The organism is Pseudoxanthomonas dokdonensis (assembly GCF_001431405.1).
Classification (GTDB): Bacteria; Pseudomonadota; Gammaproteobacteria; order Xanthomonadales; family Xanthomonadaceae; genus Pseudoxanthomonas_A; species Pseudoxanthomonas_A dokdonensis.
Genome location: NZ_LDJL01000007.1, coordinates 241,087 through 265,293 on the forward strand (window position 1 = coordinate 241,087; position 24,207 = coordinate 265,293).

Genomic DNA, 24,207 nt, shown 5'->3' on the forward strand with positions numbered 1-24,207 from the left:
GAGCGGAGCTTGCTCCGCTGCACGGCATTCCTATTCATCTCCGCTGCACGGCATAGCCATCGATGTCGTTATTGCAGCAAGCTGCACGGTTCAGCGGAGCAGGGTGCGTGATTCAGCGGAGCAGGGTGCATGGTTCAGCGGAGAAAGCTGCGTGATTCAGCGGAGCAAGCTCCGCTCTACGATGGGGATCGCTCAGGCGTCCAGCTCGCTCCAGCGTGCGTAGGCTTGATCCAGTTCGGCCTGCAACGCCGCCAGCTTTTCGTTGGCGGCCAGGATTGCGGCGGCATCCTGCTGATAGAACGCGGGGTCGTTGATCGCCGCGGTGCGTTCGCCAAGCTCGCTCTCCAAGGCCTCGATACGCGCCGGCAGTTGCTCCAGTTCGCGACTTTCCTTGTAGCTCAGCTTGCGCCGGGTTTCGCTCGGCTTGGCTGGCGGCGCGGCAGCGGCGGGTTTGGCCGCGCTGGCTTTGCTGGCGGGTTCCGGTTCGGTGGCGAACAACGCCGCCGGTCGCTGCCGGATCCAGTCGCTGTAGCCACCGACGTAATCGGCCAGGCGGCCGTTGCCTTCCAGGACCAGGGTGCTGGTGACCACGTTGTCAATGAATTCGCGGTCATGGCTGACCAGCAGCAGCGTGCCCTTGTAGTCGGCCAGCAGTTCTTCCAGCAGTTCCAGCGTTTCTACGTCCAGATCGTTGGTCGGTTCGTCCATCACCAGCAGATTGGACGGCTGCGCGAACAACTTGGCCAGCAGCAGCCGGTTGCGTTCACCGCCGGACAGCTTGGTGATCGGCGCGCGCGCTCGCTCGGGTGAGAACAGGAAGTCCTGCAGGTAGCCGACCAGATGCTTGCGGCTGCCATTGATCTCGACGAAATCACTGCCTTCGCCGACGTTTTCCAATGCGGTCAGGCGATCATCCAGGACGCTGCGGTGCTGGTCGAAGTAGGCGATCTGCAGTCCGGTACCCAATTGCACTTCGCCGCTTTGCGGAGCGTTCTCGCCGAGCAGGATCTTGAGCAGGGTGGATTTGCCGGAGCCGTTGGGACCGATGATGCCGACCCGGTCACCGCGCATGATCGTCGCCGACACATTGTCCAGCAGCACGCGGCCGTCGTAGGCTTGGCTGACGTCGGTCATCTCGATGACCTTCTTGCCCGAATTCTGCGCGCTGGAGACTTCCATCCGCACGTTGCCGGTGAGATCGCGGCGCTGGGCACGTTCACGACGCATTGCCTTGAGTGCGGTCACCCGGCCTTCGTTACGGGTGCGGCGCGCCTTGATGCCTTGCCGGATCCATACTTCTTCCTGTGCCAGCAGCTTGTCGAAGCGGGCGTTTTCCTGCGCTTCGGCATGCAGCCGTTCTTCGCGACGGCGCAGATAGTTTTCGTAGTCGCCGGGCCAGCTGCTGACCTGGCCGCGATCGATCTCGACAATCCGGGTCGCCAGCGAACGCAGGAAACTGCGGTCATGGGTGATGAACACGATGCTGCCCTCGAACTGCTTGAGGAAGCCCTCGAGCCAGGCGATTGCATCGATGTCCAGGTGGTTGGTCGGCTCGTCCAGCAGCAGGATGTCCGGCTTGCGCACCAGCGCCTGGGCCAGCAGCACGCGGCGCTTCATGCCGCCGGACAAGGCGGCGAAGTCGGCGTCTTCCGGCAGCTCCAGCTTGGTCAGCACCTGTTGCACGCGCAGATCGAGATCCCAGCCGTGGCGGGCTTCGATCTGTTCCTGGGCCCTGCCCATCGCGTCCATGTCGCCCTCGTGCAGGGCATGGTGGTACTGGGCCAGCAGATGACCCAGATCGCCCAGGCCTTCGGCGACCACGTCGAACACGGTGCCGGTGGTGTCCTGCGGTACTTCCTGCGCCATGCGGGCGATGACCGCGCCGTTCTGCAGGCGGATTTCGCCATCGTCCGGCTTCAGCTCGCCGGCCAGCAGCCGCATCAGGGTGGATTTGCCCGCGCCATTGCGACCGACGATGCAGATGCGCTCGTTGGTTTCAATGGACAGGTCGACGTGTTCGAGTAGCAGCGGGCCGCCGACGCTGAAGTCGACGCGCTGTAATTGCATGAGGGACATATGGCTATTGTAAGCGGGAACATGGCCGGCCAACGGCACCGCCGGTGATCGGCGCGGCTGCGGCTCAGGAAACGCAAACGGGCCGCTTGCGCGACCCGTTTGTACGGCGTGCCGGCAGCCTCGCCCGCGGGCAGGGCTGCGTGGCGCTGGTGCTTATTTCAGTTTGGCGTCCTTGCGCAGGGCGTCGGCGCGGTCGGTCTTTTCCCACGAGAACGCGGTGGCGTTCTGCAGCTTGCCGGCGCCATCGGTGTAGCTGAAGTCCTTCGGCTTGCGGCCGAAGTGGCCGTAGGCGGCGGTCTGCTGGTACATCGGGTGGATCAGGTCCAGCATCTGGATGATGCCGTACGGACGCAGGTCGAAATGCTTGCGGATCAGCTTTTCAATCTGCTCGTCGCTGATCTTGCCGGTGCCGAAGGTGGTGACCGAAATCGAGGTCGGTTCGGCCACGCCGATGGCGTAGGAGACCTGCACTTCGCAACGGTCGGCCAGGCCGGCGGCTACCACGTTCTTGGCCACGTAGCGGGCAGCGTAGGCCGCCGAACGATCGACCTTGGACGGGTCCTTGCCGGAGAACGCGCCACCACCGTGACGGGCCCAGCCGCCGTAGGTGTCGACGATGATCTTGCGTCCGGTCAGGCCGCAATCGCCGACCGGGCCGCCGATTTCGAACTTGCCGGTCGGGTTGATGTGGAACTTGGTGCCCTTGTGCAGCCACTTGGCCGGCAGCACCGGGGTGATGATTTCCTCGCGCACCGCTTCGATCAGGTCTTTCTGCTTGATGCCAGGGGCGTGCTGGGTCGACAGCACCACCGCGTCGATGGCGGCGACCTTGCCGTCTTCATAACGCAGGGTGACCTGGCTCTTGGCGTCCGGACGCAGCCACGACAGCGGCGAGTTCTTCTTCTTGCGGACCTTGGCCTGCTGCTCGACCAGGCGGTGCGACAGATGGATCGCGGCCGGCATGTAGCTGTCGGTCTCATTGGTGGCGTAGCCAAACATCAGGCCCTGGTCGCCGGCGCCCATTTCCTCGGGCTTCTTGCGGTCCACGCCCTGGGCGATGTGCGGGCTCTGCTTGCCGATCAGGTTGAGCACGCCGCAGGTGGCGCCGTCAAAACCCACGTCGGAGCTGTTGTAGCCGATGTCCAGGATGACCTTGCGGGTCAGTGCTTCCAGATCGATCCAGGCGCTGGTGGTGATTTCGCCCGCGACAATTGCCACGCCGGTCTTGACCATGGTCTCGCAGGCCACGCGCGCGCGCTTGTCCTGGCTGAGGATGGCGTCGAGCACGGCATCGGAAATCTGGTCGGCAATCTTGTCCGGATGACCTTCGGAGACCGATTCGGACGTGAACAGATAGCTGGACATTCGGCTTATATCCTTTGATTCGGATGAAAAGATGGGTCGGCATGATACACGGCTGCAGCCGTATGTGCATTGTGCCGGCGCGCGGATTGCGGCGGCGTTAAGCGTCCGTGGCCCTGCCACCGCACCGTTTGCCGGCTAGGTCGGGCAGTCACGCAACTGCCATCCGGCTGCCATGTCCCGGTTGTATTGCCGCGGCAGACTGCGCAGCAGCCGATTCATTCCCCGTGACCCACGGAGCGCATGCATGAACGGACCCCTGAGCGATACCGGCGGCGGCACCAGCATCCGCCGATTGCCCCCGCGGCGACGCGCGGTGTTCATCTCCGACACCCACCTGGGTTCACGTCACTGCCATGCCGCCGAGCTGGCCGATTTCCTGGCTTCGCTGCGCTGCGACCGGCTGTATCTGGTCGGCGATATCGTCGATCTTTGGTGGATGGCCCAGCGTCGCGCGGTCTGGCGCGCGCACCAGCAACGGGTGGTCGAGGCCCTGCACCAGCTGGCGCGTGATGGCACCGCGATCATCTACGTGCCCGGCAACCACGACCGACCGGCGCGCCGCTTCTGCGGACTGGCGCTGCCACGCATGCAGGTACGCCGGCGCGCCATCCACCGGCTGCTGGACGGGCGCCGCCTGCTGGTGACCCATGGCGACGACTACGACGCCATCACCCATTTCGGCGGTCTGAAGGAAAAGCTCGGCGACTGGCTGTATTACCGCATCCTCACCGGCAACCAGTGGTTCAACCATGCCCGGCGCCGGCTGGGACTGCGCTACTGGTCGCTGGCCGAGCACCTGAAAAAGCGCAGCGAAGCGGCCGAACGGTTCATCCAGCGCTTCGTCGATGCCGGTCTGGACGACGCGCGAAGACGCGGGCTGGACGGCATCATCTGCGGCCATATACACCGTCCCGGTCTGTTGCAACGTGATGGCTTGATCTACGCCAATGACGGTGACTGGGTCGAAAGCCTGACCGCGCTGTGCGAAACCGCCGACGGCCGGCTGCAGTTGCTGGCCCACGATGGCCAGTTGCTCAGCGAACTGCCGGCGCTGCCGGTGGCCTGCGCGCCGGGGCTGCCGAAAGTGGCGTGAGGTCCGGGCGGGGCGGCAGCGCGGCGCGACGTTCCAGGGCGCGACCTTCTAGGGCGTGACCTTCTAGAATCGCCGCATGGACTCGATTACCCAGATTGTATTGGGCGCCGCCATTGCTGGCGCCATCGCTCCCCGCCAACATCGTCGCGCCGCGTTGCTGGCCGGCGCCGCACTGGGCACGCTGCCGGATCTGGACAGCCTGCCGCTGGCGCTGCTGACCGACAATCCGGTGGATCTGATGACCCTGCACCGCAGTGCCAGTCACTCGCTGTTCGTGCTGCCGCTGGTCGGGGCGCTGCTGTGGTGGCTGTTCAAGCGCCGGGGCGGGCGGGTGGCGCAGGCGCCGGCGCGCTGGTTCTGGGCGATCCAGCTGGCGCTGATCACGCACCCGCTGCTGGATGGGTTTACCGTCTATGGCACCCAGTTGTGGTGGCCGCTGCAACCACATCCGGCAATGTGGTCGAGCGTCTTCATCATCGATCCCGCCTATACGCTGGGCTTGCTGCTGGCCTGCGTCGTGGCCTGGTGGCTGCCGCAGTCACCGCGTGCGCAGCAGGCATTGCTGGCCGGCCTGTTGGTCAGCAGTGGTTATCTGGGCTGGTCGCTGTGGGCCAAGCATCTGGTCGATGCGCAGGCGGACCGGGATCTGGCGGCGCTTGGCCTGGCGCAGGCGCCGCGATTCTCGGTACCCACGCCGTTCAATACGTTGCTGTGGAAAGTGGTGGCGATGACCCCGCAGGGGTATGTCATCGGCGAGCGCAGTCTGGTGGCCGACCATGGACCGATGCATTTCCGGGGTTACCCATCCAATACCCAGGCACTGGCGGAAGTGTCGGGCTATCCGGCGGTGCGGCAGCTGCGCTGGTTCAATCGCGGTTTCATGCGCGCGCAGGTGGACGACGGCCAACTGGTACTGAGTGACCTGCGGATGGGCATCGAGCCGGATTACAACTTCAGCTTCGTCGTCGCCGAAGGCCGCGATGGCCAGTGGCGGGCGGTCACGCCACGGCAGCCGCAATCAGGCTATCGCGCACCCGTGGCCGAGGGTGACATCGGAAAAGCGCTGGCCGGGATGTGGCAACGGATCTGGCACCAGCCACCGCCGCCGCGCGCCGTTCCGTTGGCTGCCGATCAGGCCGCCGCGGCGACGTCGGGAATCACGCCGGCGATCAGTGCATCGAAGTAGTCGCGGGTCAGCTGCAGTTGCGCCTCGGCGCTTTCGGCGCGGTTGACCACCGCGCGGAATGCGGCCCGCTGTTCTTCCGAATGCTCCGGCCGGTCCTTGGCGTACCAGCCCAGGTGCTTGCGGGCGATGCGTACGCCGGAGGTTTCTCCGTAAAACACGTGCAGATGGCGCAGGTGGCCCAGCAACACGTCACGCACTTCGGCCAGCGACGGCGGCGGCAGCAGTTCGCCGGTCGCCAGGTAATGCGCGACTTCGCGGAAAATCCACGGCCGGCCCTGGGCGGCGCGGCCAATCATCACCGCATCGGCGCCGGTGGCGCGCAGCACCTGTGCGGCCTTCTGCGGTGAGTCGATGTCGCCGTTGGCGATCACCGGAATCGACAGCGCGGCCTTGATGCGGGCAATGGTGTCGTACTCGGCCAGGCCGGTGTAATGCTGGTCGCGGGTGCGCCCATGTACTGCCAGTGCGGCGATGCCGCTGTCCTGCGCGATATCGGCAATCCGTGGTCCGTTGCGATGATCGCCATCCCAGCCGGTGCGGATCTTCAGGGTGACCGGCACGTCCACCGCGCTGACCACCGCCCGCAGGATGCGCGCGACCAGCGCTTCGTCGCGCATCAGCGCCGATCCGGCCCAGGCATTGCAGACTTTCTTGGCCGGGCAGCCCATGTTGATGTCGATGATCTGGGCACCGTGGTCGACGTTGTAACGCGCCGCGTCGGCAAGCTGCGCTGGCTCGGTACCGGCGATCTGTACGCTGATCGGCGCCGGTTCGCCGGCATGGTCCATGCGTCGACGCGATTTTTCGGTAGTCCAGAAGCGCGGGTCGCTGATGGTCATTTCCGATGCGGCAAGGCCGGCCCCCAGTTGCTTGCACAACTGCCGGAACGGCTTGTCGGTGACCCCGGCCATCGGGGCCAGCAGAACCGGCGGATCAATACGGTAGCGACCAATCAACATGTGGCTATTGTAGCGCCGGGCATGGGCGCGGTCGGCGCGGGCTGGCACTATGCGCCGTGGCCCGCGATTTGTCCGGTTGCTGGTGCCCCCCGAACCACTTCAGCCTACGGAGACGCGCGTGCCGGTCATGCACAGCCCATCATTCGGATTCAACCGCTGGACCCTGTTACGTACCTGTGTGCTGGTGCTGGCCGGCTGCGTGGCCCTGCCGGCGCCGGCCCAGCCGCGGGTGGCTGGGCCCGGTGGCGATGCGCCACGTCCACGCACCTGTCTGGTGCTGGGCGGCGGTGGTGCCCGCGGCGCCGCCCATGTCGGCCTGCTGAAGGTGCTCGACCGCGAACACATTGCGGTCGACTGCATCGTCGGAACCTCGATGGGCGCGGTGGTCGGCGGCCTTTACGCGGCTGGCTACAGCGCCGATCAGATTGAGGACATCCTCGACAGCATCGACTGGAACCAGGTGCTGCGCGATCAGTCGCCACGCGACGAGCAGAGCATGCGCCGCAAACAGGAACAGCTTGAGCTGCTGGGCGGGGTGGAACTGGGCATCCACGACGGCAAGATCGCTTTCCCGCGCGGCATCCTGCAGGGCCAGCGGATGGAACTGTTGTTGCGGCGGCTGCTGTTGCCGGCCAGTGGCATCGAGGATTTCGACGATCTGCCGATTCCGTTCCGCGCAGTGGCCACCGATATCGTCAATGGCCAGAAGGTGGTGTTCGAGCGCGGCGACCTGGCCCTGGCGATCCGCGCCAGCATGTCGGTGCCGGCGGCGTTTTCGCCGATCCGGGTCGATGGCCGGCTGCTGGTCGATGGCGGCGTCGTCGACAACGTGCCGATCGATGAAGCCCGCAAGCTCGGTGCGCAGCGGATGATTGTCTCGCAGGTCGGCTCACCGTTGCTGCAGGAAGACCAGTTGACCTCGCCATTGGCGGTCAGCCAGCAGATGGCCAATATCCTGATGCAGGGAAACATCCGCGCCCAGATCGACAGCCTGGGTGCCGACGATCTGTTGATCGTGCCGCAGCTCGGCGATATCGGCAGCCAGGAATTCCAGCGCAGCGACGAGGCCAGGCAGGCCGGCCAGGCGGCCGCCGAACAGGCAGTGGCCAGTCTGCGCCGCTATGCGGGGGATCCGGCGGAGTACGCAAGTTTCCAGCAACGGCACCGGCTGCCCGGCAACGATGTCGAACTGATTTCATTCGTGCGGGTGCTGGATGATCGCACCGGCACCGCCACCTATGTCGAGCAGCGCCTGCAGGACAACGTCGGCAAACCGCTGGACGTGGAGCGTCTGGAAAGCGACATCGCCACCGTGTATGGCGAGGGGCGCTACGAGAAAGTGCAATGGGAGCTTGCCAGCCAGGACGGACGGCAGGGCCTGCAGGTGACTCCGGTCGACAAGGACTGGGGACCGGATTTCCTGCATTTCGGCCTGCGCCTTTCCGATGACTTCGATGGCGGCAGCAACTACCAGTTGCTGGCGCAGTACACCCGGACCGGGCTGGACGAGAAAGGCAGTGAGTTCAAGGCCGGTCTCGGCATCGGCGAAGTGGTCAGTCTGTACGGTCAGTACTTCCGGCCATTCGGCGCGACCGCGCGCCACGGTGTGGTCGCCGGTCTGGACTACCGCGCCACCGAGTTCCCGATTTACGCCACCGACGCCGATGAGCCAATCGCCGAGTTCCGTTATGCGCTCAGCCAGGCATCACTGGCCTGGCGTTTTTCACCCGACCGCAACTGGGCATTCGCATTGGGCGGTGAACTGGGCAAGGAACACATTTCGCAGCAGGTTGGCGACCTCGGAGGCATCGGCGCGCTGCACAACCAGCTCACCAGTGTTTCGCTGTCGGTGAATTACGACTCGCTGGACAGCGTCGGCTTTCCGACCCGCGGCCAGCGCCTGAGCTTCAGCAACACCAATTATTTCGAAGCGTTGGGTGGCGACGCCAACGCGCAGTCGTATCGATTGCAGTGGGACGGCGCCTGGAGCCATGGCCAGAATCACTGGCTGGCGGGCGTCCGCGGTTCTTCTTCAGAAGGCGGCGAAACCCTGCTGGCGACCTATGGCTTCCTGGGCGGACTGGGCAATCTGTCCGGCTATCCTGAGCAGGCGATATTCGCCAGCCAGATCGGCCTGGCCCGGCTGGCGTATTACCATCGGCTGGTCAACAGCACGTCGCTGGTGTCGATGCCGGTGTACTGGGGCGGCACGCTGGAAATGGGCGGCTTCTGGGACAGCCGTGACCAGATCGACAGCAACTCGCTGATTGGCGCCGGCAGTGTATTCCTCGGTGCGGAAACCTTCCTTGGCCCGGTGTTCCTCGGCTATGGGCGGGCCGAGACCGGGCACGATTCGTTCTATCTGACCTTCGGTTCGTTGCTGCGTGGCCGGGACCCGTTCTGATGCTGCCGGCGCCTGCGCTCAAGCGGGTGTCGTGCAGGTCAGCGTGGTGCCATAGAAGTCGACTTTCACCTCGCCCTGGTGTTCCCAGAAATCGACCCCGCTGCGGCCATAGCGGGCACCGCTGGCGGCACGCCGTGGAAACACGATGGTCTGGTCGTCACCCCAGGTCAGCACCGCGGCCTTGGGATCCAGATCGTTGTAGAACACCGCGGTCAGTGGCTTGCTGTTGTCGTCGCAGCGGTACTCGACTGCGGTCGGCACGGTGATGTCGCCATGGTTGATCTGAAGGTCGACCAGCTGCGTCTGGTATGACTCCAACACGCACTGGCGCATGTCGTCGGCTTTCCAGCAATCATCGCGGCCCTTGATCCAGCCGCGTTCGCTGGACATCAGCATGCTCTTGTTGGCACCTGCGCGGGCCAGGGCCGCGCCGTAGCGTTCGGCAAGGCGACGGTCCAGCGTCGCCAGGCCGGCATCATCGCAAATCATTTTTTCCACCTTGCCGTCGGCACGTCCGCAGTCGAACGACGGCGACGTGGCGACACCCTCCTGTGCTGCACTTGAATCTGCATTCGCGGCGGTGTCGACCGCGGTCGCTGCTGTCGGCGCAGCCGCCTTGCCGGCGCCACTGTCGGCAACCGGTGTCGCGGGTTGCTGGCAGGCTGCCAGCGCCAGCAAGAGAAGACAGCAGAAAGAAATCTTCATGAAGTGCTTCATGATCAGTCCAGGTCGATGCGGATGGCATCAGTGGAGCAGCCCGACGGTTAGGGTACCGTCAAGCCTGCCGGCTCGAACAGGCAACCGGCTCAGCGCACACCGCGCCGACGCCGCCAGAACAGGAATCCACTGACCAGCAGGAAGGCTGGCATCAGCCCGGCCAACGCCGTCGCCCAACGCATCCAGGCGCCGCCGACGCTGCCGATATGCAGCGGATAGATGGCGTGATGGATACGACTGCCCAACCGGTGACGGCGGGCGTCGTCGACGATGACCCGCCCATTCCCATCGCCGCCCAACTGGATCTGGCTGCGGCCGACCGGGTGCCACTCACCAGTGCCGCGAGCCCGCAGTGTCACCACGCCGGCTTTGGGCGTGGACACCCGGCTGATGCGGCCATCGGGCCACGCGCGTTGTGCACGCAGCAGTACCGTCGCACCGTCAAAGTCGTTGGCCGACACCCGGGAAGGCGGCAGCTCCACCGCTGCCGGTTCGCCGCCGAACAGGCTGGTCAATACCTGGCGGAAGCCGGCCGAGTAGATCATGCCGGTGCCGGTCAACACCGCCAGCAGCAACAGCGGCAGCAGCAGCACGCCGCTGACCCGGTGCCAGCTGAGCCAACGCCGCGATGGGGGTTGCGTGTGCAGCTTGAAACCGGCCCGCCACTGTCCGCGCCGCGGCCACCACAGGTACAGCCCGCTCAGCAACATGCCCAGTGCAATCCAGCCAACGATGCCCAGCAACTGTTTGCCGGACTCGCCGCCGAGCAGTTCGACGTGCCAGTGATGCAGCCACATCAGTGGATCATTGCCGGTGTCGCGGACCAGCAGCAGATCACCACTTTCCGGCGCGAAGTAGCCACGTGAGCCATCGGCGAAATAGCCCTGCCATACCGGCAGCTCGGCGCGTGGCAGATCCAGCGAGCGCAGCCCGTGCGCGCCCCAGTCGGCCAGGATCGTATCGAGCACATGGCCATCGGCAACGGCCTTGTGTTGCATCAGCGCCGGTTGCAGCTGGCCGAGCAGGGTAGTGTGGAACACCAGCACGCTGCCGGCCAGCGATACCAGCGCCAGCAGCGTGCCGACGCTCAGCCCCAGCCACAGGTGCAGCCAGGCCAAGCCACGACGCAGGCGCTGGCGGAGACTGGCCGGACGTGGTGGGGCGGGCATCAGAAGCGGTTGGACCAGGTCAGGCTCAGCACCCGTCCGCGGCCGGCGACGTAAGTGTCAGGACGGGGCGTGCTCTGCGAGTAGTAAGTGACGTATTGTTGATCGAACAGATTTTCGATGCCGGCGCTGAGCATGCCCACCGGCAGTTGCACCCGGGTCAGCAGATCGACGGTGGCATAGCCGTCGAATGCCGCGGGCAGGCGCTGGCCGCGGTAGTCGAACTGACGATCGAAGGCCTTGCTGGCCTGCAGGCGGATGTTGACCGATGAGGTGAATGGCACGTCCCAGAACGCGGTCAACCGATCCGGGCTGACGTTGATGCCGGGCAGATCGCTGTCGACCCGATCGTCGCCGTCACTGTCGTAGCGACCACGGGTCGCGGCATAGGCCAGGCCGACGCGCATGCCCTGTTCGAAGCGATAGGCCAGGTTGCCTTCGACGCCCTGGATTTCAGTGCGTTCGCGGACCACGTTGTAGGTCTGGGTGATGCTGTCGTAGGCCAGTCGCGAGCCAAGGTCCGAATCAGACCAGAAATAGGCCAGGTGCGCCAGCCAGTGCCCGTTGTCGTAGTCGATGCCGAGCTCGCGGTTGTCGGCCACCACCGGCGACAGATCGACCAGCGAATCAACCCGTTGCCCCGGTTGGTTGATGCCGCGCAGGACACGGCCGATATCGGCCACGGTGTAGCCTTCCGAATACGAGGCATACAGTTTCAGCGCGTCGCTGGCTTCCCAGACCAGGCCGACGTTGGGCAGCACGTCGTTGCTTTCCGGCTTGCCGCCCTCGACGAACTGGCCGCCGTTGTAACTGGGCAGGGTGGTGAAGTCATCGACCTGCAGGGTGCCGTGTTCGTAGCGCAGACCGCCAGTCAACAATACCGATTCGGCCAGCCACCACTCGAACTGGGCAAACGGCGACCACGATTCGTATGTGGTTTCCGGCACCCAGTCCAGGCCCGCTTCGACCAGCGCCTGATGGGTGCTGTCGCGGCCCCAGTCCAGGCCCAGGATCACGCGCAGGTTCTGGTCGAACAGATTGCCGCGCGACCAGCTGAACTTGGCGCCGAGTTTTTCCGAGGCGTTCTGCGACTGATCCCACCAGTGCGGGTCGCGGCCATCGCCCCAGAAATCCTCCCAGTCGCTGCTGCCGTACAGGGCTTCGAAATCCACCCAGTACAACTGCGCCTGCAGATAGCCGCCAGCCAGATCCTTGTCGGTGTAATCCAGGGTTACCGAAGTCGAGCGGTTGCGTGGACCTTGCAATGGCTTGGCGCCGGGTTCGCTGGTCGCCAACTGGCCGCTGGCGGGATCGCCGTTGACGGTGTGGTAGTCGTTGTTGCCCTGCAGCTGGTAACGGTTGCCACTCAACTGCAGGCGCTTGTCCTGATCCGGGCTCCAGCCGCCCTTGGCGAACAGGTTGTAGCTGCGCGACTCCATCAGGTCGCCCTGGATGTCGTTGACCGCGATTGGCTGGCCATTGCCGTCGTAGTAGAGGCCTTCGCTGGCGTAGGAACCGCCGCCGACGAAATCGAACGCACCGTTATGGCTGCCGAACAGATACGAGGCGCGGTAGCCGTTGCTGTCATCGCGGTGGGCCAGCGCGGTGCTGCCGGTGACGCTGACTTCCTGGAACTGGCCATCCTTGCGTGGCGCGCGCTTGGTGATGATGTTGATGATGCCGCCGGACGCACCCAGGCCCTGCAGCGCGTTGGCGCCGTGGATGACCTCGATGCGTTCGATCATCGCCGGATCGATGGTGTGGCCGTCTCGACCGCCGTCGCGCAGCGGGGTGGACTGGGGCACGCCATCGACCAGATACAGCGGCTTGCGACCGCGCAGGGTTTCGCCGCCGTTGGTCAGTTTCTGCCGCGACGGTGCGAATGAGGGAATCAGGTTGGCCAGTACCTGCGAGATGTCCTGGGTCAGCGCCAGCTGCTGATCCAGTTGCTGGCGGTCGATGACGGTAATGGTGTTGGGCAGTGCCGCGGCGGACTCCGGGCCGCGGGTGGTGCTGGCCGATACCGTTACCCGGTCCAGGGTCACGGCGTCATCGGTCGAAGCGCCCTGCGCATTGGCATGGGCAGCCGCCAGCGTGGTCAGGACGGCAAGGCAAAGGCGGGTGTTGCGAAGCATGCGGACATCAACCAGCAGCAAATCGGGGCATGCATGGTAATAGGAATCATTATCAATTGAAACCGCAAGCTTCCGTGCCGCCGGTCAGGCAGTGCCAACTGCTCAAGTGCTGGCGCGGCCGGGTAGCGTCAGTCCGCGAATCGCGCCAGCACCTGTTCGCGTGTTGGCATCGCCAGCGCCGCACCCTCGCGTTCGGTGGACAGGGCGGCGAAGCGGTTGCCGAAGCGGACATGGTCGGCGAACACGCCCTGGCCGGCGGCCGACGCCAGCGAGGCCGCCAGCGCGCCGTTGAAGGCATCGCCGGCGCCAGTGCTGTCGATGGCCTCGACCGCTTCGGCCGACAGCCGGTAGAACGATTTGCCATCGCCGCGCAGGGTATCTTCCGCGTGCGACACGAACACGCCCAGCGAGCCCAGGGTGACGACGACGCTGCCGTGGTGCAGCTCGCGACACAGGTGATGCAGGCGGTTGCCGTCGACTTCGCCGATTTCCTCCGGCTGCAGTCGTTCGCCGACGTGGCGTGCCAGCAGCGCGGCGAATTCGGTCTCGTTGGGTGTCAGCACGTCGGCCAGCGACAGCAGCTCGGCGCTGGTCGGGGCATTGGCCGGCGCGGTATTGAGCAGGGTCAGCGCGCCTTGCTGGCGCGCACGGCGCAACGCTGCCAGCACCGCCTCCAGTGGCGACTCCAGCTGGGCCAGCAGCACGTCACCGTGGCCAAGCTCGGCGCATTGCGCCTGCACGAATGCTTCCGACAACTGCGCATTGGCGCCGGCACCGATGACGATGCTGTTGCGACCACGCGCGTCGACATAGATGCCGGCGGTGCCGGTCGGGACTTCGGTGGCCTGGGCACGCATGTCCAGGCCATCGGCCTTGCCCAGCGACATCGCCAGCGCGCCACCGGCATCGGTCCCCAGCGCGCAGACAAAGCGGGTTGCCGCACCGGCGCGGGCAGCGGCGATAGCCTGGTTGAAACCCTTGCCGCCAGGTCCGGTGGCGTATTGGCCGGCGATGGTGGCACCGGCAGCGGGCAGCGTTTCGCACCGCCACACGTGATCAATGTTGAAGGAACCGACGATGGTCACGTTAGGCATAAACACTCGTTTGCAACTGGAAAAAGGGAGGGCAACGGTGGCCGGCACCGCGCAGGCGCGAAGCGCCGCCGCGGGCCCGGTTGACGACCGCCACTGACAGTGTAGGCGGTGGCCTGCTCAGCTGAAGTGAGTGAGCACGCCGGCGATGGTCGCGGTCATGAAAGTGGCTATCGAACCGCCGAGCACCGCGCGCAGGCCAAACCGTGCCAGGTCTGAACGGCGCTCCGGGGCGAGCCCGCCAATGCCGCCAATCTGGATGGCGATGGAACTGAAATTGGCGAAGCCGCACAGCGCGTAGGTGGCAATCAGCCGGCCTTCCGCACTCAGGCCCACGCCCGGGACCTGGCCGTTGACGATCCGCGAAAGCTCGGAGTAGGCGACAAATTCGTTGATCACGACCTTCTGTCCAATCAGCGAACCGACCGTGGTCGCATCCACCCAGGGGGTGCCGATGACCCAGGCAATCGGCGCCAGTACGTAGCCGAAGATGGTCGACAGGTCGGTCGGCTTGCCGAGCAGGGCCTGCAGGCCGCTGACTTCACCGAACCAGGTCAGCGGGGCATTGATCAGCGCGATCAGGGCGATGAAGGCCAGCAGCATCGCGCCGATGTTCAATGCCAGCCGCAAGCCATCGCCAGCGCCGGCAGCGGCGGCGTCAATCACGTTGCTGGCGGTTTTTTCCACTTCCATCTTGACCGTACCGCGGGTCAGCGGGGTACCGGTCTCGGGAATCAACAGCTTGGCCACCACCAGGGTCGCCGGCGCGGCCATGATCGAAGCCGCCAGCAGGTGCTTGGCGTAGAACGCCTGCTGCGCCGGGTCACTGCCGCCGAGCATGCCGACGTAGGCCGCCAGCACGCCACCGGCGATATGGGCCATGCCGCCGATCATCATCGTGATCAGTTCCGACTCGGTCATCTTGCCGATGTAGGGGCGCACGGTCAGCGGTGCCTCGGTCTGGCCGATGAACACACTGGCGCAGACGCTGGTGGTTTCGGCACCGGACACGCGCATGACCTTGGTGATCGCCCAGGCCATGCCACGCACCACTGCCTGCATCACCCCCAGGTAGTACAGCACGCCCATCAACGACGAGAAGAAGATGATGGTCGGCAGCACCTGGAAGGCGAAGATGAAACCGACCTTGGAGGTGTCCATCAGGCTGCCGAAGATGAAGTTGGAACCTTCGTTGACGAAGCTCAGGATCTTGACGAAGCCGCGACCCAGCCAATCGAACACGTCGCGCCCCCCCGGCACCAGCAGCACCAGCGCGGCGAAGGCGATCTGCAGACTGATGCCGGTGGCCACCAGTTTCCAGTCGATGGCCTTGCGGTTGTTGGAGAACAGCCAGACGATGCCGATCAGCACCGCCAGACCGAACAGACCAAACCCTATCCGCCCCAGAGCTTCCACCATGCAACCCCCAGCCCGACCATCGTGACTTGTTAAAGTGGCGTGCAGTCTAGCAGGCCGACGACCCGAGCCGGGCCGCGGCCAGCATCCCCGTCACCGCGATCACCGCTTCAGCCGACGCCAAACACCGCAACCCACAGCGCCAGTGCCAGGAACACCACCGCGGCGATGGTCCGCGCCAGTTTCAATGGCAGCCGATCGGCAAAGCGATGGCCCAGCCAGACCACCGGCAGGTTGGCTGCCAACATGCCCAGCGTAGTGCCGGTGATGACCTGCCACAGCGGGCTGTACTTGGTCGCCAGCAGTACCGTGGCGACCTGGGTCTTGTCGCCGATTTCGGCCAGGAAGAAGGCGATCAGGGTGGCGATGAAGGCGCCGTGGGCCGGCAGCTTTTCATCGTTCTCATCCAGCTTGTCCGGCTTCAGCGTCCATAGCGCGACCGCCAGGAAGCTGGCAGTCACCACCCAGCGCAGGATTTCCGGCGACAGCCATTGCGACAGTTCGGCGCCGAGCCAGGCCGAGACGGCATGGTTCAACAGGGTCGCGGCAAGAATGCCGAAGGCGATTGGCCACGGCTTGCGGAAACGGGCGGCCAGCAGCAGCGCCAGCAATTGGGTCTTGTCGCCAATCTCGGCGACGGCGACGGTGCCGGTCGATACCAGCAGGGCTTGCAGGGAAGACATCGGAACTCCAGGGCCGGGCAAACAGGAGGACGCAAAGACAAGCACGCGCTGCCCGGCCCGGGCGACGCCATGCCTGCCTTCGGTCTTGCCCGATCCGATGACCCTGGGGTCTTCACGATCCCGCGCACCATGGCTGCTGCCAAGTATGTTGACGCGCGGAGTCCGCCAGCGGCGGACGGGCTACTCCCCGGAGGAAGAGCCGGCATATTGTAAGAGAAAGCTTCGGCCAGGCGCGGAGTAATTCTCATTTGGCGAACGGCAGATTGCGCAGATGCACATCCGTCGCACTTGACTTGCTAATAAGAATCATTATCATTTAAATCCTCTTCCGTCGGGAGCTTCAACGATGATTGCGCCAGCCACTCCGTTGTCCAACGTGCAACCGCTGACCTTGCGCAGAAGCCCACCTGCGATGTCGTCGGCTGCCAATGTCGAAGCGGTCATCGACAGCGACGTCCTGCTGCAGGGCCAGCGCGAAGTGCTGATCCGCCACGGTGATCGCGTCTATCGCCTGCGCCACACCAGCAATGACAAGTTGATCCTGACCAAGTAAAGCGTCTCCGCTGACGTTCGTACTGCCGCGCCGACACCGGCGGCGGCATTCCCGCTCTCTCCCAGGGTGCCAGCTACGGTTCACGCCGCACGCCAGCCTCTTCCCGGGTCTTGTTTTCACCCCTACCGGAAGTGGCTATTTGATGTTGCGCAACTCTGTACTGACCACCTCGTTGTGGCTGGCCCTGGCCAGTCTCGCCCACGCCGCGCCTGAAGCCGCCCCCGGCGGCGACATCGATCGCGAATTCGACCGCGTCCAGGTCACCGCCACCCGCACCGAGCGTGCGGTCATCGACGTGGCCAACACCGTCGACGTGATCACCCGCGAGCAGCTGGACCAGCAGCTCATCCATGACCTCAAGGATCTGGTGCGCTACCAGCCCGGCCTCAGCGTCGGCGCCGGCAGCGGTCGCTTCAGCAACCTCGGCGACATCAACATCCGTGGCCTGGGTGGCAACCGCGTCCTGATCCAGACCGACGGCATCAATGTGTCGGACAGTTTCAGCTTCGGCAGCTACCTCAATGCCAACCGCAACTTCGTCGACCTCGACACACTGAAGCAGGTCGATATCGTTCGCGGCCCGGCCAGCGCCAGCTATGGCTCCGATGCCCTGGGTGGTGTCGTGGCCTTCGTGACCAAGGACCCTTCGGACTATCTGGAGGCGGGCAAGGATGCCTACTTTGGTCTCAACCTTGGATTTGAAAGCGACTGGGACGGGCTGCTCGGCGGCGCCACCATGGCCCTGGGTGGCGAGCGCTGGAGCGGCATGGTGGTGGTCAATCACCGGCAAGGCCAGGAAACCCGCAACCAGGGCGACAACGACAGCGTTGGTCCGCTGCGGACCCGCCCCAATCCGCAGGACATCAGCGGCACCAGCCTGCTGTCAAAGCTGGTCTACGCGCCCAGTGCCAACCAGCGCTTCAAGCTGGTGCTCGATGCCAACGAGGATTACGGACAGATTGACGTGCTTAACGGACTGACCGAGGCCAGTGGCTTCACCAGCGGCATCGACGCGCAGACCGGCAAGGACCACCAGACCCGGGCGCGCGTTTCGTTCGTCCATGAAGTCGATGCGCTGGATAGTGCGATGGCTGACAGCCTCGACTGGCAGTTGTACCGGCAGGACAGCGAAAGCACCCAGCGCACCGACGAACTGCGCAGCAACAACACCCGCCGGCAGATGCAGCACAACTTCGACCAGCGCCTGTATGGCCTGCAGGCCAACCTGTTCAAGTCCTTCGACGGCGACAGCGTCAGCCACGAGTTGAGCTATGGGCTGGATGCCAGCTGGACCGACAGTCATGAAAAACGCGATGGCACTTCAACCAACCTGGCCACCGGCGCGGTCAGCAACCAGGTCGGCCAGGATGTGTTCCCGGTGCGCGACTTCCCGATCAGCCAGACCACCAGGATCGGCTTGTACGCGCAGGATGAAATCCAGCTGGCGGGCGGCAGGCTGAGCCTGATTCCCGGCGTGCGCGTGGACTACTACAAACTGGATCCGACCCTGGACAACATCTTCGCCGAAGACAATCCCGGGGTGCCGGTCGCAGGACTCGAAGAAACCAACGTGTCGCCCAAGTTCGGTGCGATCTGGCGCTTTGCCGACCAGTGGCAGCTGTTTGCCAACTATGCACGCGGCTTTCGCGCGCCGCCCTATGGTGATGTCAATGTCGGTTTCACCAACCTGCAGAGCGGCTATACCGTCATCCCCAATCAGGATCTGAAGCCGGAAACCAGCAACGGTTACGAAGCCGGCCTGCGTTATGACGGCAGCGCGTTCTTCGGTGGCCTGACCGGCTACTACAACGAGTACAGGGATTTCATCGAATCGTTCGTGCTGATCGGCACGCCGCCGCAATATCCATGGCTGACTTTTCAATCGCAGAACGTCGCCGATGCCCGGATCTACGGCGCGGAACTGCGCGGCGGCGTCGACTTCGGTGCGATGAGCCAGGCGCTGGATGGCTGGTCCATGCGATTCGCCGCGGCCTGGTCGCGTGGCGACAACAAGACCGATGACACCCCGTTGAATTCCATCGATCCGCTGCGCGGCACGCTCGGTCTGGCTTACCAGGGGCAGGGCTGGGGCAGTGAACTGGTCGGCAACTTCGCCGGCCGCCAGAAGCGCCCGGCGGACCCGTCGTATTACCAGCCAGCCGGTTACGGCACGCTGGACCTGCTGGCGCACTGGCAGTTCGCGCCTGGCGCCAGGGTTTATGCCGGGGTGTTCAATCTGACCGACAAGAAATACAGCGAATGGGCCGACGTCAATGGTGTTTCCGCCGACAGCCCGGTCCTCGACCGCTACACCCGGCCCGGACGCAGCCTGTCCGTCAACCTCGCTCTGAACTGGTAACGCGATGCCTTCGCTCACGCCCGACATGCCGATGAGTGCCGCCGCGGCGGGCAGCGTGTTGCAGGCGCAACAGTTGGCCGAGCTGGGCGCGGTGCTGTGCCTGTACCGCGCTGACGCGGCCGGCGAACTGCACGGCTGGTCGCAGGCGGTCAGCGTGAGTGGGCAGACCCACCTGGACAGTGACGGCGTCCACGAAAGCCTGCGCTTCGAAGACGCCAGCGGCCAATGCTGCTGGCGGCTGTTCCTGTTGCCGGACAGTGACTTCCTGGCCTGGGAACGACTGCTCGAATGCGTGCCACGCCTGGCTGCCGGCGGCGCTCGTCAGAGTGTTGGCGAACGGCTCTGGCAACAACTGGCCGGTCGTCTGCGCAGTGCTGGCTGGCGTGCCCGTGTGCTGCGCCTGCACGCACTGTCCGGCAATCCAGGCCAGCCGCGGCTGGCGGCAAGCCCGGCGGCCATTTCATCACTGGGTGCGCAGACCGCCCGTCGTATCGCGCAATCGGAAGGCAGCGACATCCAGGTCCGGGTCGATGACTGTTGCTGCGCGCGTGCCGCCGCCTCATTCCGCGCCTCAAACCAACAGGGAGCGGCCGGCGTCGACGACGCCGCCGCATTGATAAAACTCCAATCAAGGAAGCAACCATGAAACTTGCGGTAGCCATCAGCCTGACCTTGCCACTGGCATTGGCCGGCATTCCAGCACATGCGCATTCCATCTCGCCGGCAGCGTCCGCCGATGGGGTGCCGGTGGACGCGGCACGTGACCACGACAGTATCCTCGCCATGCAGGGCGAGTACCTGGTCGATTTCGCCTTCGACGAGACGGTGCTGCTGCAACCCGGGTACGAGCGCCATCCGGCCATGCGCAGCGGCGCCAGCGAGACCGTCATCGTGGTCGAGGACAGCCCGCAGCGGATCGTCCTGCAGCACATCCTGGTTGATGAAAAGAGCGGCCACGTGACCAAGCACTGGCGCCAGGACTGGAGCTACCAGGCCGGCCAGCGATTCGAATTCAGCGATGATCAGACCTGGCAGGTAAGGAATATCCCGGCCAGCGTGAATCAGGGCGCGTGGACCCAATGCGTATATGAAGTCAGCGACGCGCCACGCTATTGCGGCACCGGCCGCTGGGCCTACGAGAACGGCATCGCCACCTGGACCAGCGATCTGAGCTGGCGGCCGCTGCCACGCCGCGAATACAGCAAGCGGGATGATTACAACGCCTTGGCGGTGATCAACCGGCACACGCTGACCCCGCAGGGCTGGACCCACGAGCAGTTCAACACCAAGGTGCGGCGCAACGCCGACGGCAGCCAACTGGAACTGGCGCGCGAGTTCGGCTTCAACGAATACCGGAAGACCACCGACACCGACTTCAAACCTGCCTACGACTACTGGAAAGCGACGCAAGGCTACTGGGCCAGGGTGCGCGCGCAATGGGACCGGTATCTGCTCGACGGTCCCGGCGTGCACCTGAAGACCAAGGTCGACGGGATGGCGATGATCATGCCGCTGTTCGGCTTTGCCAGTGATCTGGAAGAAGGCAGGCAGGTCGACGACAGCGCGATCACCGCGGTGTTCGAGAAGTGGGTCGAACCGGCACCGCTGACAGCCACCGCCACCGCCGGGCGTTGAGCGAACGACCCGGTGATCATTGTGTAACGATTGCGCGGTGGTCGGCTGTGGCCGGGTGGTCGACGGCGTCGGCGGCCACCCGGCCGGTCTATACTCGAACCTGCATCCATGGACACAGGGGTAGAGACATGACGGGTTCCAGCTTGTTGGCGATGGTGGTGTTGTTGGCGGGCATCATCATCCTGTTCAAGACCGTGCGCATCGTGCCGCAGGGTTACGAATGGACGGTCGAGCGCTTTGGCAAGTACACGCACACGCTCAGCCCGGGACTGCACTTCCTGATTCCGATCGTCTACGGGGTCGGGCGCAAGGTCAACGTGATGGAACAGGTGCTGGACGTACCCAGCCAGGACGTGATCACCAAGGACAACGCGGTGGTCAAGGTCGACGGCGTGGTGTTCTTCCAGGTGCTGGAAGCGGCCAAGGCCGCCTATGAAGTGGCCAACCTGGAGCTGGCGACGATTGCACTGGTCCAGACCAACATCCGTACCGTGATCGGCTCGATGGATCTGGACGAATCGCTGAGCAACCGCGAGACCATCAATGCGCAGCTGCTCAACGTGGTCGATCAGGCAACCAATCCCTGGGGCATCAAGGTCAACCGGATCGAGATCCGTGACATCCAGCCACCACGTGACCTGGTGGATGCGATGGCCCGGCAGATGAAGGCCGAGCGCGAGAAGCGTGCACAGATCCTGGAAGCCGAAGGTTCGCGGCAATCGGAAATCCTGCGTGCCGAAGGCGAGAAGCAGTCGGCGGTGCTGGAAGCCGAAGGCCGCAAGGAAGCCGCGTTCCGCGATGCCGAAGCCCGCGAGCGCCTGGCCGAAGCCGAAGCCAAGGCGACCCAGATGGTCAGCGAGGCCATCGCCAAGGGTGACATGCAGGCAATCAACTACTTCGTCGCCCAGAAATATGTCGAAGCATTCAAGGAACTGGCCACCGGTCCCAATGCCAAGTTCGTGCTGATGCCAATGGAAAGCAGCGGCATCATCGGTTCCATCGCCGGCATCGGCGAGTTGGCCAGGGAAGCGCTCGGCAAGCAGCAGGCAACGCCGCCGCGCATGCCACCGCGCATGGGGGGCTGAGCGATGCGCTGGGACGTAGTCGGCTGGGCGGCGATGGCGCTGCTGCTGTTGGCCGCCGAGACCATGGCGCCGGGCGCCTTCATGCTGTGGATGGGGTTTGCCGCCGCCGCGGTGTTCGTGGTCGTGCTGGTAGTGCCGGGCGTGCCGTTGCTGGCCCAGATCGGCTTGTTCGTGGTCCTGAGTTTCGTCGCCATCCAGGTGTACCGCACCTGGTTCCGCGGCCGCGAGCGGCAGAGCGACCGGCCGTTGCTCAATCGCCGTGCCGAGCAACTGGTCGGCCAGGTGGTGGTGCTGGACCAGGCGATTGTCGGTGGCCGCGGACGGGTCCGCATTGATGACGCGTTCTGGGTCGCGCTGGGTCCAGAGCTGGTGGCCGGCACGCGGGTGCGGGTGGTCGCGGCCGAAGGCATGGCGTTGCGGGTGCAGGCGGCCGATTGATGCCAGGTGCTGCGGCGCAGCGCGACCGCAGCGATGAACCGGCATGAATATGGATGGCGCGAGGCTGCCGGTGGTCGTGGGATAATGGCGTTCTTTGCCAGCCGGATTTGCCATGACCCAGAAAACCGTACTCAACGACACCCACCGCGCGCTGGGGGCCAAGATGGTCGACTTCGGCGGCTGGGACATGCCGATCAGCTATGGCTCGCAGATCGAGGAACACCACCAGGTCCGTCGCGACGCGGGCATGTTCGACGTCAGCCACATGACCGTTGTCGACCTGCGGGGTGCGCGCACCCGCGAATTCCTGCGCCACCTGCTGGCCAACTCGGTCGACAAGCTCAAGCTGCCCGGCAAGGCTTTGTATACCTGCATGCTCAACGAGCGGGGCGGAGTCATCGATGATCTGATCGTCTATTTCATGGACGAGGAGTTCTTCCGCCTGGTGGTCAATGCCGCCACCCGCGAAAAAGACCTGGCCTGGATCCAGCAGCAGGCCGCCGCGTTCGACGTGGCCGTCAGCGAGCGTCCGGAGTACGCGATGGTCGCGGTGCAGGGTCCCAGCGCACGGGCGAAAGTGCAGGGCCTGCTGCGCGAGGAAGACCGTGCCGCCGCGCGCAAACTGGGTCGCTTCGCCGCACTGGAAACCCGCACCGAAGCCGGCGTGCCATTGTTCCTGGCCCGCACCGGCTACACCGGTGAGGACGGTTACGAAGTGGTGCTGCCGCAGGAGCATGCCAATGACTTCTGGAATGCGCTGCTGGCGGCCGGGGTCAAGCCGGCCGGTCTTGGTGCGCGTGACACCCTGCGCCTGGAAGCCGGCATGAACCTCTACGGCCAGGACATGGATGAAACCGTCACCCCGTACGAAGCTGCGCTTGCCTGGACCGTGGCGCTGGACGAAGGCCGTGACTTCATCGGCCGTGGCGTACTGGAAGCGCAGAAGGCCAGCGGCGGTGCCCGCCAGATGGTCGGACTGGTGATGGACGAAAAAGGCGTGCTGCGGCATGGGCAGAAAGTGCTGACCGCCAATGGCGAGGGCGAGATCCTGTCCGGCACCTTCTCGCCCAGCCTCGGCAAGGCGATTGCATTCGCGCGCGTGCCGGCTGGCGAACCGGGCCAGGTGCGGGTCGACATCCGCGGCAAGGAAGTGCCGGTGCGGGTGGTCAAGTTTCCGTTCGTGCGCGAAGGCCAGCCACAACCCGGCGTGCTGGACTGAGTGATGAGCATGTCAACGGTCGATTACTTCTTCAGTCTGCTGTCGCCGTGGGCCTATCTCGGCCATCCAACGTTGCTGGAGGTGGCGGCCAGTACCGGCGCAGGTATCCGTTACCGGCCGATGCAGTTCCAGCCAGTGCTGGCGGCGGCCGGAGGCCAGGCATTGAAGGATCGGCCGCTGGCGCGGCAGCACTATCGCCTGATCGAGCTGCAACGCTGGCGCGCGCAGCGCGGTCTGCCGCTGGATCTGCAGCCGCGATTCTTCCCGGTCGATGTATCGCTGGCCGATCGGGTCGTCATCGCGCTGGTGCAGGCGGGCAAGGATCCCGCCGGCTATGTCGGTGACGCTGGCCGCGCGCTGTGGGCCGAACAGGGCGACCTGTCCGACCGCGCGTTGATCGGCGGCCTGCTGGAACGCCACGGCCTACCGGCGAGCGAACTGCTGGCTGCCGCCGATGGCGAGCAGGCCGGCAACGAATACCAGGCCAACACCCAGGCTGCCATCGCCGCCGGTCTGCCGGGGATGCCGGCATACGTTCTCGATGGCGAAGTGTTCTGGGGCCAGGATCGGCTGGACATGCTGCAAGGCGCGCTGCGCAGCCCGCGCCCGCCTTACCGTATTCCCTGA

At 65.0% G+C, this 24,207-nt stretch carries 20 protein-coding genes; 11 read left to right on the forward strand and 9 right to left on the reverse strand.

Features of this window, described 5'->3' with window-relative positions:
- Positions 1–192 precede the first annotated feature (192 nt).
- Together ABB29_RS07770 and metK are read right to left on the reverse strand one after the other, a co-directional pair.
- The gene (locus tag ABB29_RS07770) at positions 193–2,076 is read right to left on the reverse strand and encodes an ATP-binding cassette domain-containing protein (protein WP_057658047.1); all 1,884 of its coding nucleotides are present in this window, start codon (positions 2,074–2,076) and stop codon (positions 193–195) included.
- 153 nt (positions 2,077–2,229) lie between these two features.
- The gene (gene metK, locus ABB29_RS07775) at positions 2,230–3,441 is read right to left on the reverse strand and encodes a methionine adenosyltransferase (protein ID WP_057658048.1); all 1,212 of its coding nucleotides are present in this window, start codon (positions 3,439–3,441) and stop codon (positions 2,230–2,232) included.
- Between the two features lie 244 nt (positions 3,442–3,685).
- Between metK and ABB29_RS07780 the strand changes: the two genes are divergently transcribed.
- Together ABB29_RS07780 and ABB29_RS07785 are read left to right on the forward strand one after the other, a co-directional pair.
- The gene (locus tag ABB29_RS07780) at positions 3,686–4,534 is read left to right on the forward strand and encodes a UDP-2,3-diacylglucosamine diphosphatase (RefSeq protein ID WP_057658049.1); all 849 of its coding nucleotides are present in this window, start codon (positions 3,686–3,688) and stop codon (positions 4,532–4,534) included.
- A 76-nt stretch (positions 4,535–4,610) separates the two neighbouring features.
- The gene (locus tag ABB29_RS07785) at positions 4,611–5,720 is read left to right on the forward strand and encodes a metal-dependent hydrolase (protein ID WP_057658050.1); all 1,110 of its coding nucleotides are present in this window, start codon (positions 4,611–4,613) and stop codon (positions 5,718–5,720) included.
- Here ABB29_RS07785 and dusB read toward each other — a convergent pair.
- Positions 5,666–6,679 (reverse strand): tRNA dihydrouridine synthase DusB, encoded by a 1,014-nt coding sequence (gene dusB / locus ABB29_RS07790; RefSeq protein WP_057658051.1) that lies wholly within the window; start codon positions 6,677–6,679, stop codon positions 5,666–5,668. The two genes, ABB29_RS07785 and dusB, sit on opposite strands and share 55 nt — an antisense overlap.
- A 127-nt stretch (positions 6,680–6,806) precedes the next feature.
- On the opposite strand from dusB, the gene ABB29_RS07795 reads away from it, so the two are divergent.
- A complete protein-coding gene (locus ABB29_RS07795; RefSeq protein WP_057658052.1) occupies positions 6,807–9,083 on the forward strand; it encodes a patatin-like phospholipase family protein in 2,277 nt (758 codons plus the stop codon).
- 18 nt (positions 9,084–9,101) lie between these two features.
- Here the strand turns inward: ABB29_RS07795 and ABB29_RS07800 are convergent, their stop codons facing one another.
- From ABB29_RS07800 to ABB29_RS07825, 6 genes are all read right to left on the reverse strand, one after another.
- The gene (locus ABB29_RS07800) at positions 9,102–9,788 is read right to left on the reverse strand and encodes an MliC family protein (protein ID WP_245622567.1); all 687 of its coding nucleotides are present in this window, start codon (positions 9,786–9,788) and stop codon (positions 9,102–9,104) included.
- Between the two features lie 101 nt (positions 9,789–9,889).
- A complete protein-coding gene (locus ABB29_RS07805; protein WP_057658053.1) occupies positions 9,890–10,969 on the reverse strand; it encodes a PepSY-associated TM helix domain-containing protein in 1,080 nt (359 codons plus the stop codon).
- Complete coding sequence (locus tag ABB29_RS07810) at positions 10,969–13,101, reverse strand: TonB-dependent receptor (protein WP_157062552.1); 2,133 nt, start codon at positions 13,099–13,101, stop codon at positions 10,969–10,971. Before ABB29_RS07810 ends, ABB29_RS07805 begins: the two co-directional genes overlap by 1 nt.
- Positions 13,102–13,229: 128 nt before the next feature.
- Positions 13,230–14,195, reverse strand: coding sequence for a ribokinase (locus ABB29_RS07815; protein WP_057658055.1), 966 nt, complete (start codon positions 14,193–14,195; stop codon positions 13,230–13,232).
- A gap of 117 nt (positions 14,196–14,312) precedes the next feature.
- A complete protein-coding gene (locus ABB29_RS07820; protein ID WP_057658056.1) occupies positions 14,313–15,611 on the reverse strand; it encodes a NupC/NupG family nucleoside CNT transporter in 1,299 nt (432 codons plus the stop codon).
- Positions 15,612–15,718: 107 nt separating this feature from the next.
- Positions 15,719–16,291, reverse strand: a complete 573-nt coding sequence (locus ABB29_RS07825; RefSeq protein WP_211260705.1) for a TMEM165/GDT1 family protein — start codon at positions 16,289–16,291, stop codon at positions 15,719–15,721.
- A 412-nt stretch (positions 16,292–16,703) separates the two neighbouring features.
- On the opposite strand from ABB29_RS07825, the gene hemP reads away from it, so the two are divergent.
- The 8 genes from hemP (at position 16,704) to ABB29_RS07860 (ending at position 24,207) form a co-directional block, all read left to right on the forward strand.
- Complete coding sequence (gene hemP / locus ABB29_RS16110; protein ID WP_157062566.1) at positions 16,704–16,844, forward strand: hemin uptake protein HemP; 141 nt, start codon at positions 16,704–16,706, stop codon at positions 16,842–16,844.
- 142 nt (positions 16,845–16,986) lie between these two features.
- On the forward strand, positions 16,987–19,203 hold the full coding sequence (locus tag ABB29_RS07830) for a TonB-dependent hemoglobin/transferrin/lactoferrin family receptor (RefSeq protein WP_057658057.1): 2,217 nt from the start codon (positions 16,987–16,989) through the stop codon (positions 19,201–19,203).
- Positions 19,204–19,207: 4 nt separating this feature from the next.
- Complete coding sequence (locus ABB29_RS07835; RefSeq protein WP_083487639.1) at positions 19,208–19,849, forward strand: hypothetical protein; 642 nt, start codon at positions 19,208–19,210, stop codon at positions 19,847–19,849.
- A complete protein-coding gene (locus ABB29_RS07840) occupies positions 19,846–20,838 on the forward strand; it encodes a DUF6607 family protein (RefSeq protein ID WP_057658059.1) in 993 nt (330 codons plus the stop codon). Before ABB29_RS07835 ends, ABB29_RS07840 begins: the two co-directional genes overlap by 4 nt.
- A 128-nt stretch (positions 20,839–20,966) precedes the next feature.
- The gene (locus tag ABB29_RS07845) at positions 20,967–21,923 is read left to right on the forward strand and encodes an SPFH domain-containing protein (RefSeq protein WP_057658060.1); all 957 of its coding nucleotides are present in this window, start codon (positions 20,967–20,969) and stop codon (positions 21,921–21,923) included.
- Positions 21,924–21,926: 3 nt separating this feature from the next.
- Entirely contained in the window at positions 21,927–22,361 is a 435-nt protein-coding gene (locus tag ABB29_RS07850) for an NfeD family protein (RefSeq protein WP_057658061.1), read from the forward strand.
- A gap of 112 nt (positions 22,362–22,473) precedes the next feature.
- Positions 22,474–23,580 (forward strand): glycine cleavage system aminomethyltransferase GcvT, encoded by a 1,107-nt coding sequence (gene gcvT / locus ABB29_RS07855; RefSeq protein ID WP_057658062.1) that lies wholly within the window; start codon positions 22,474–22,476, stop codon positions 23,578–23,580.
- 3 nt (positions 23,581–23,583) lie between these two features.
- Positions 23,584–24,207, forward strand: a complete 624-nt coding sequence (locus tag ABB29_RS07860) for a 2-hydroxychromene-2-carboxylate isomerase (protein WP_057658063.1) — start codon at positions 23,584–23,586, stop codon at positions 24,205–24,207.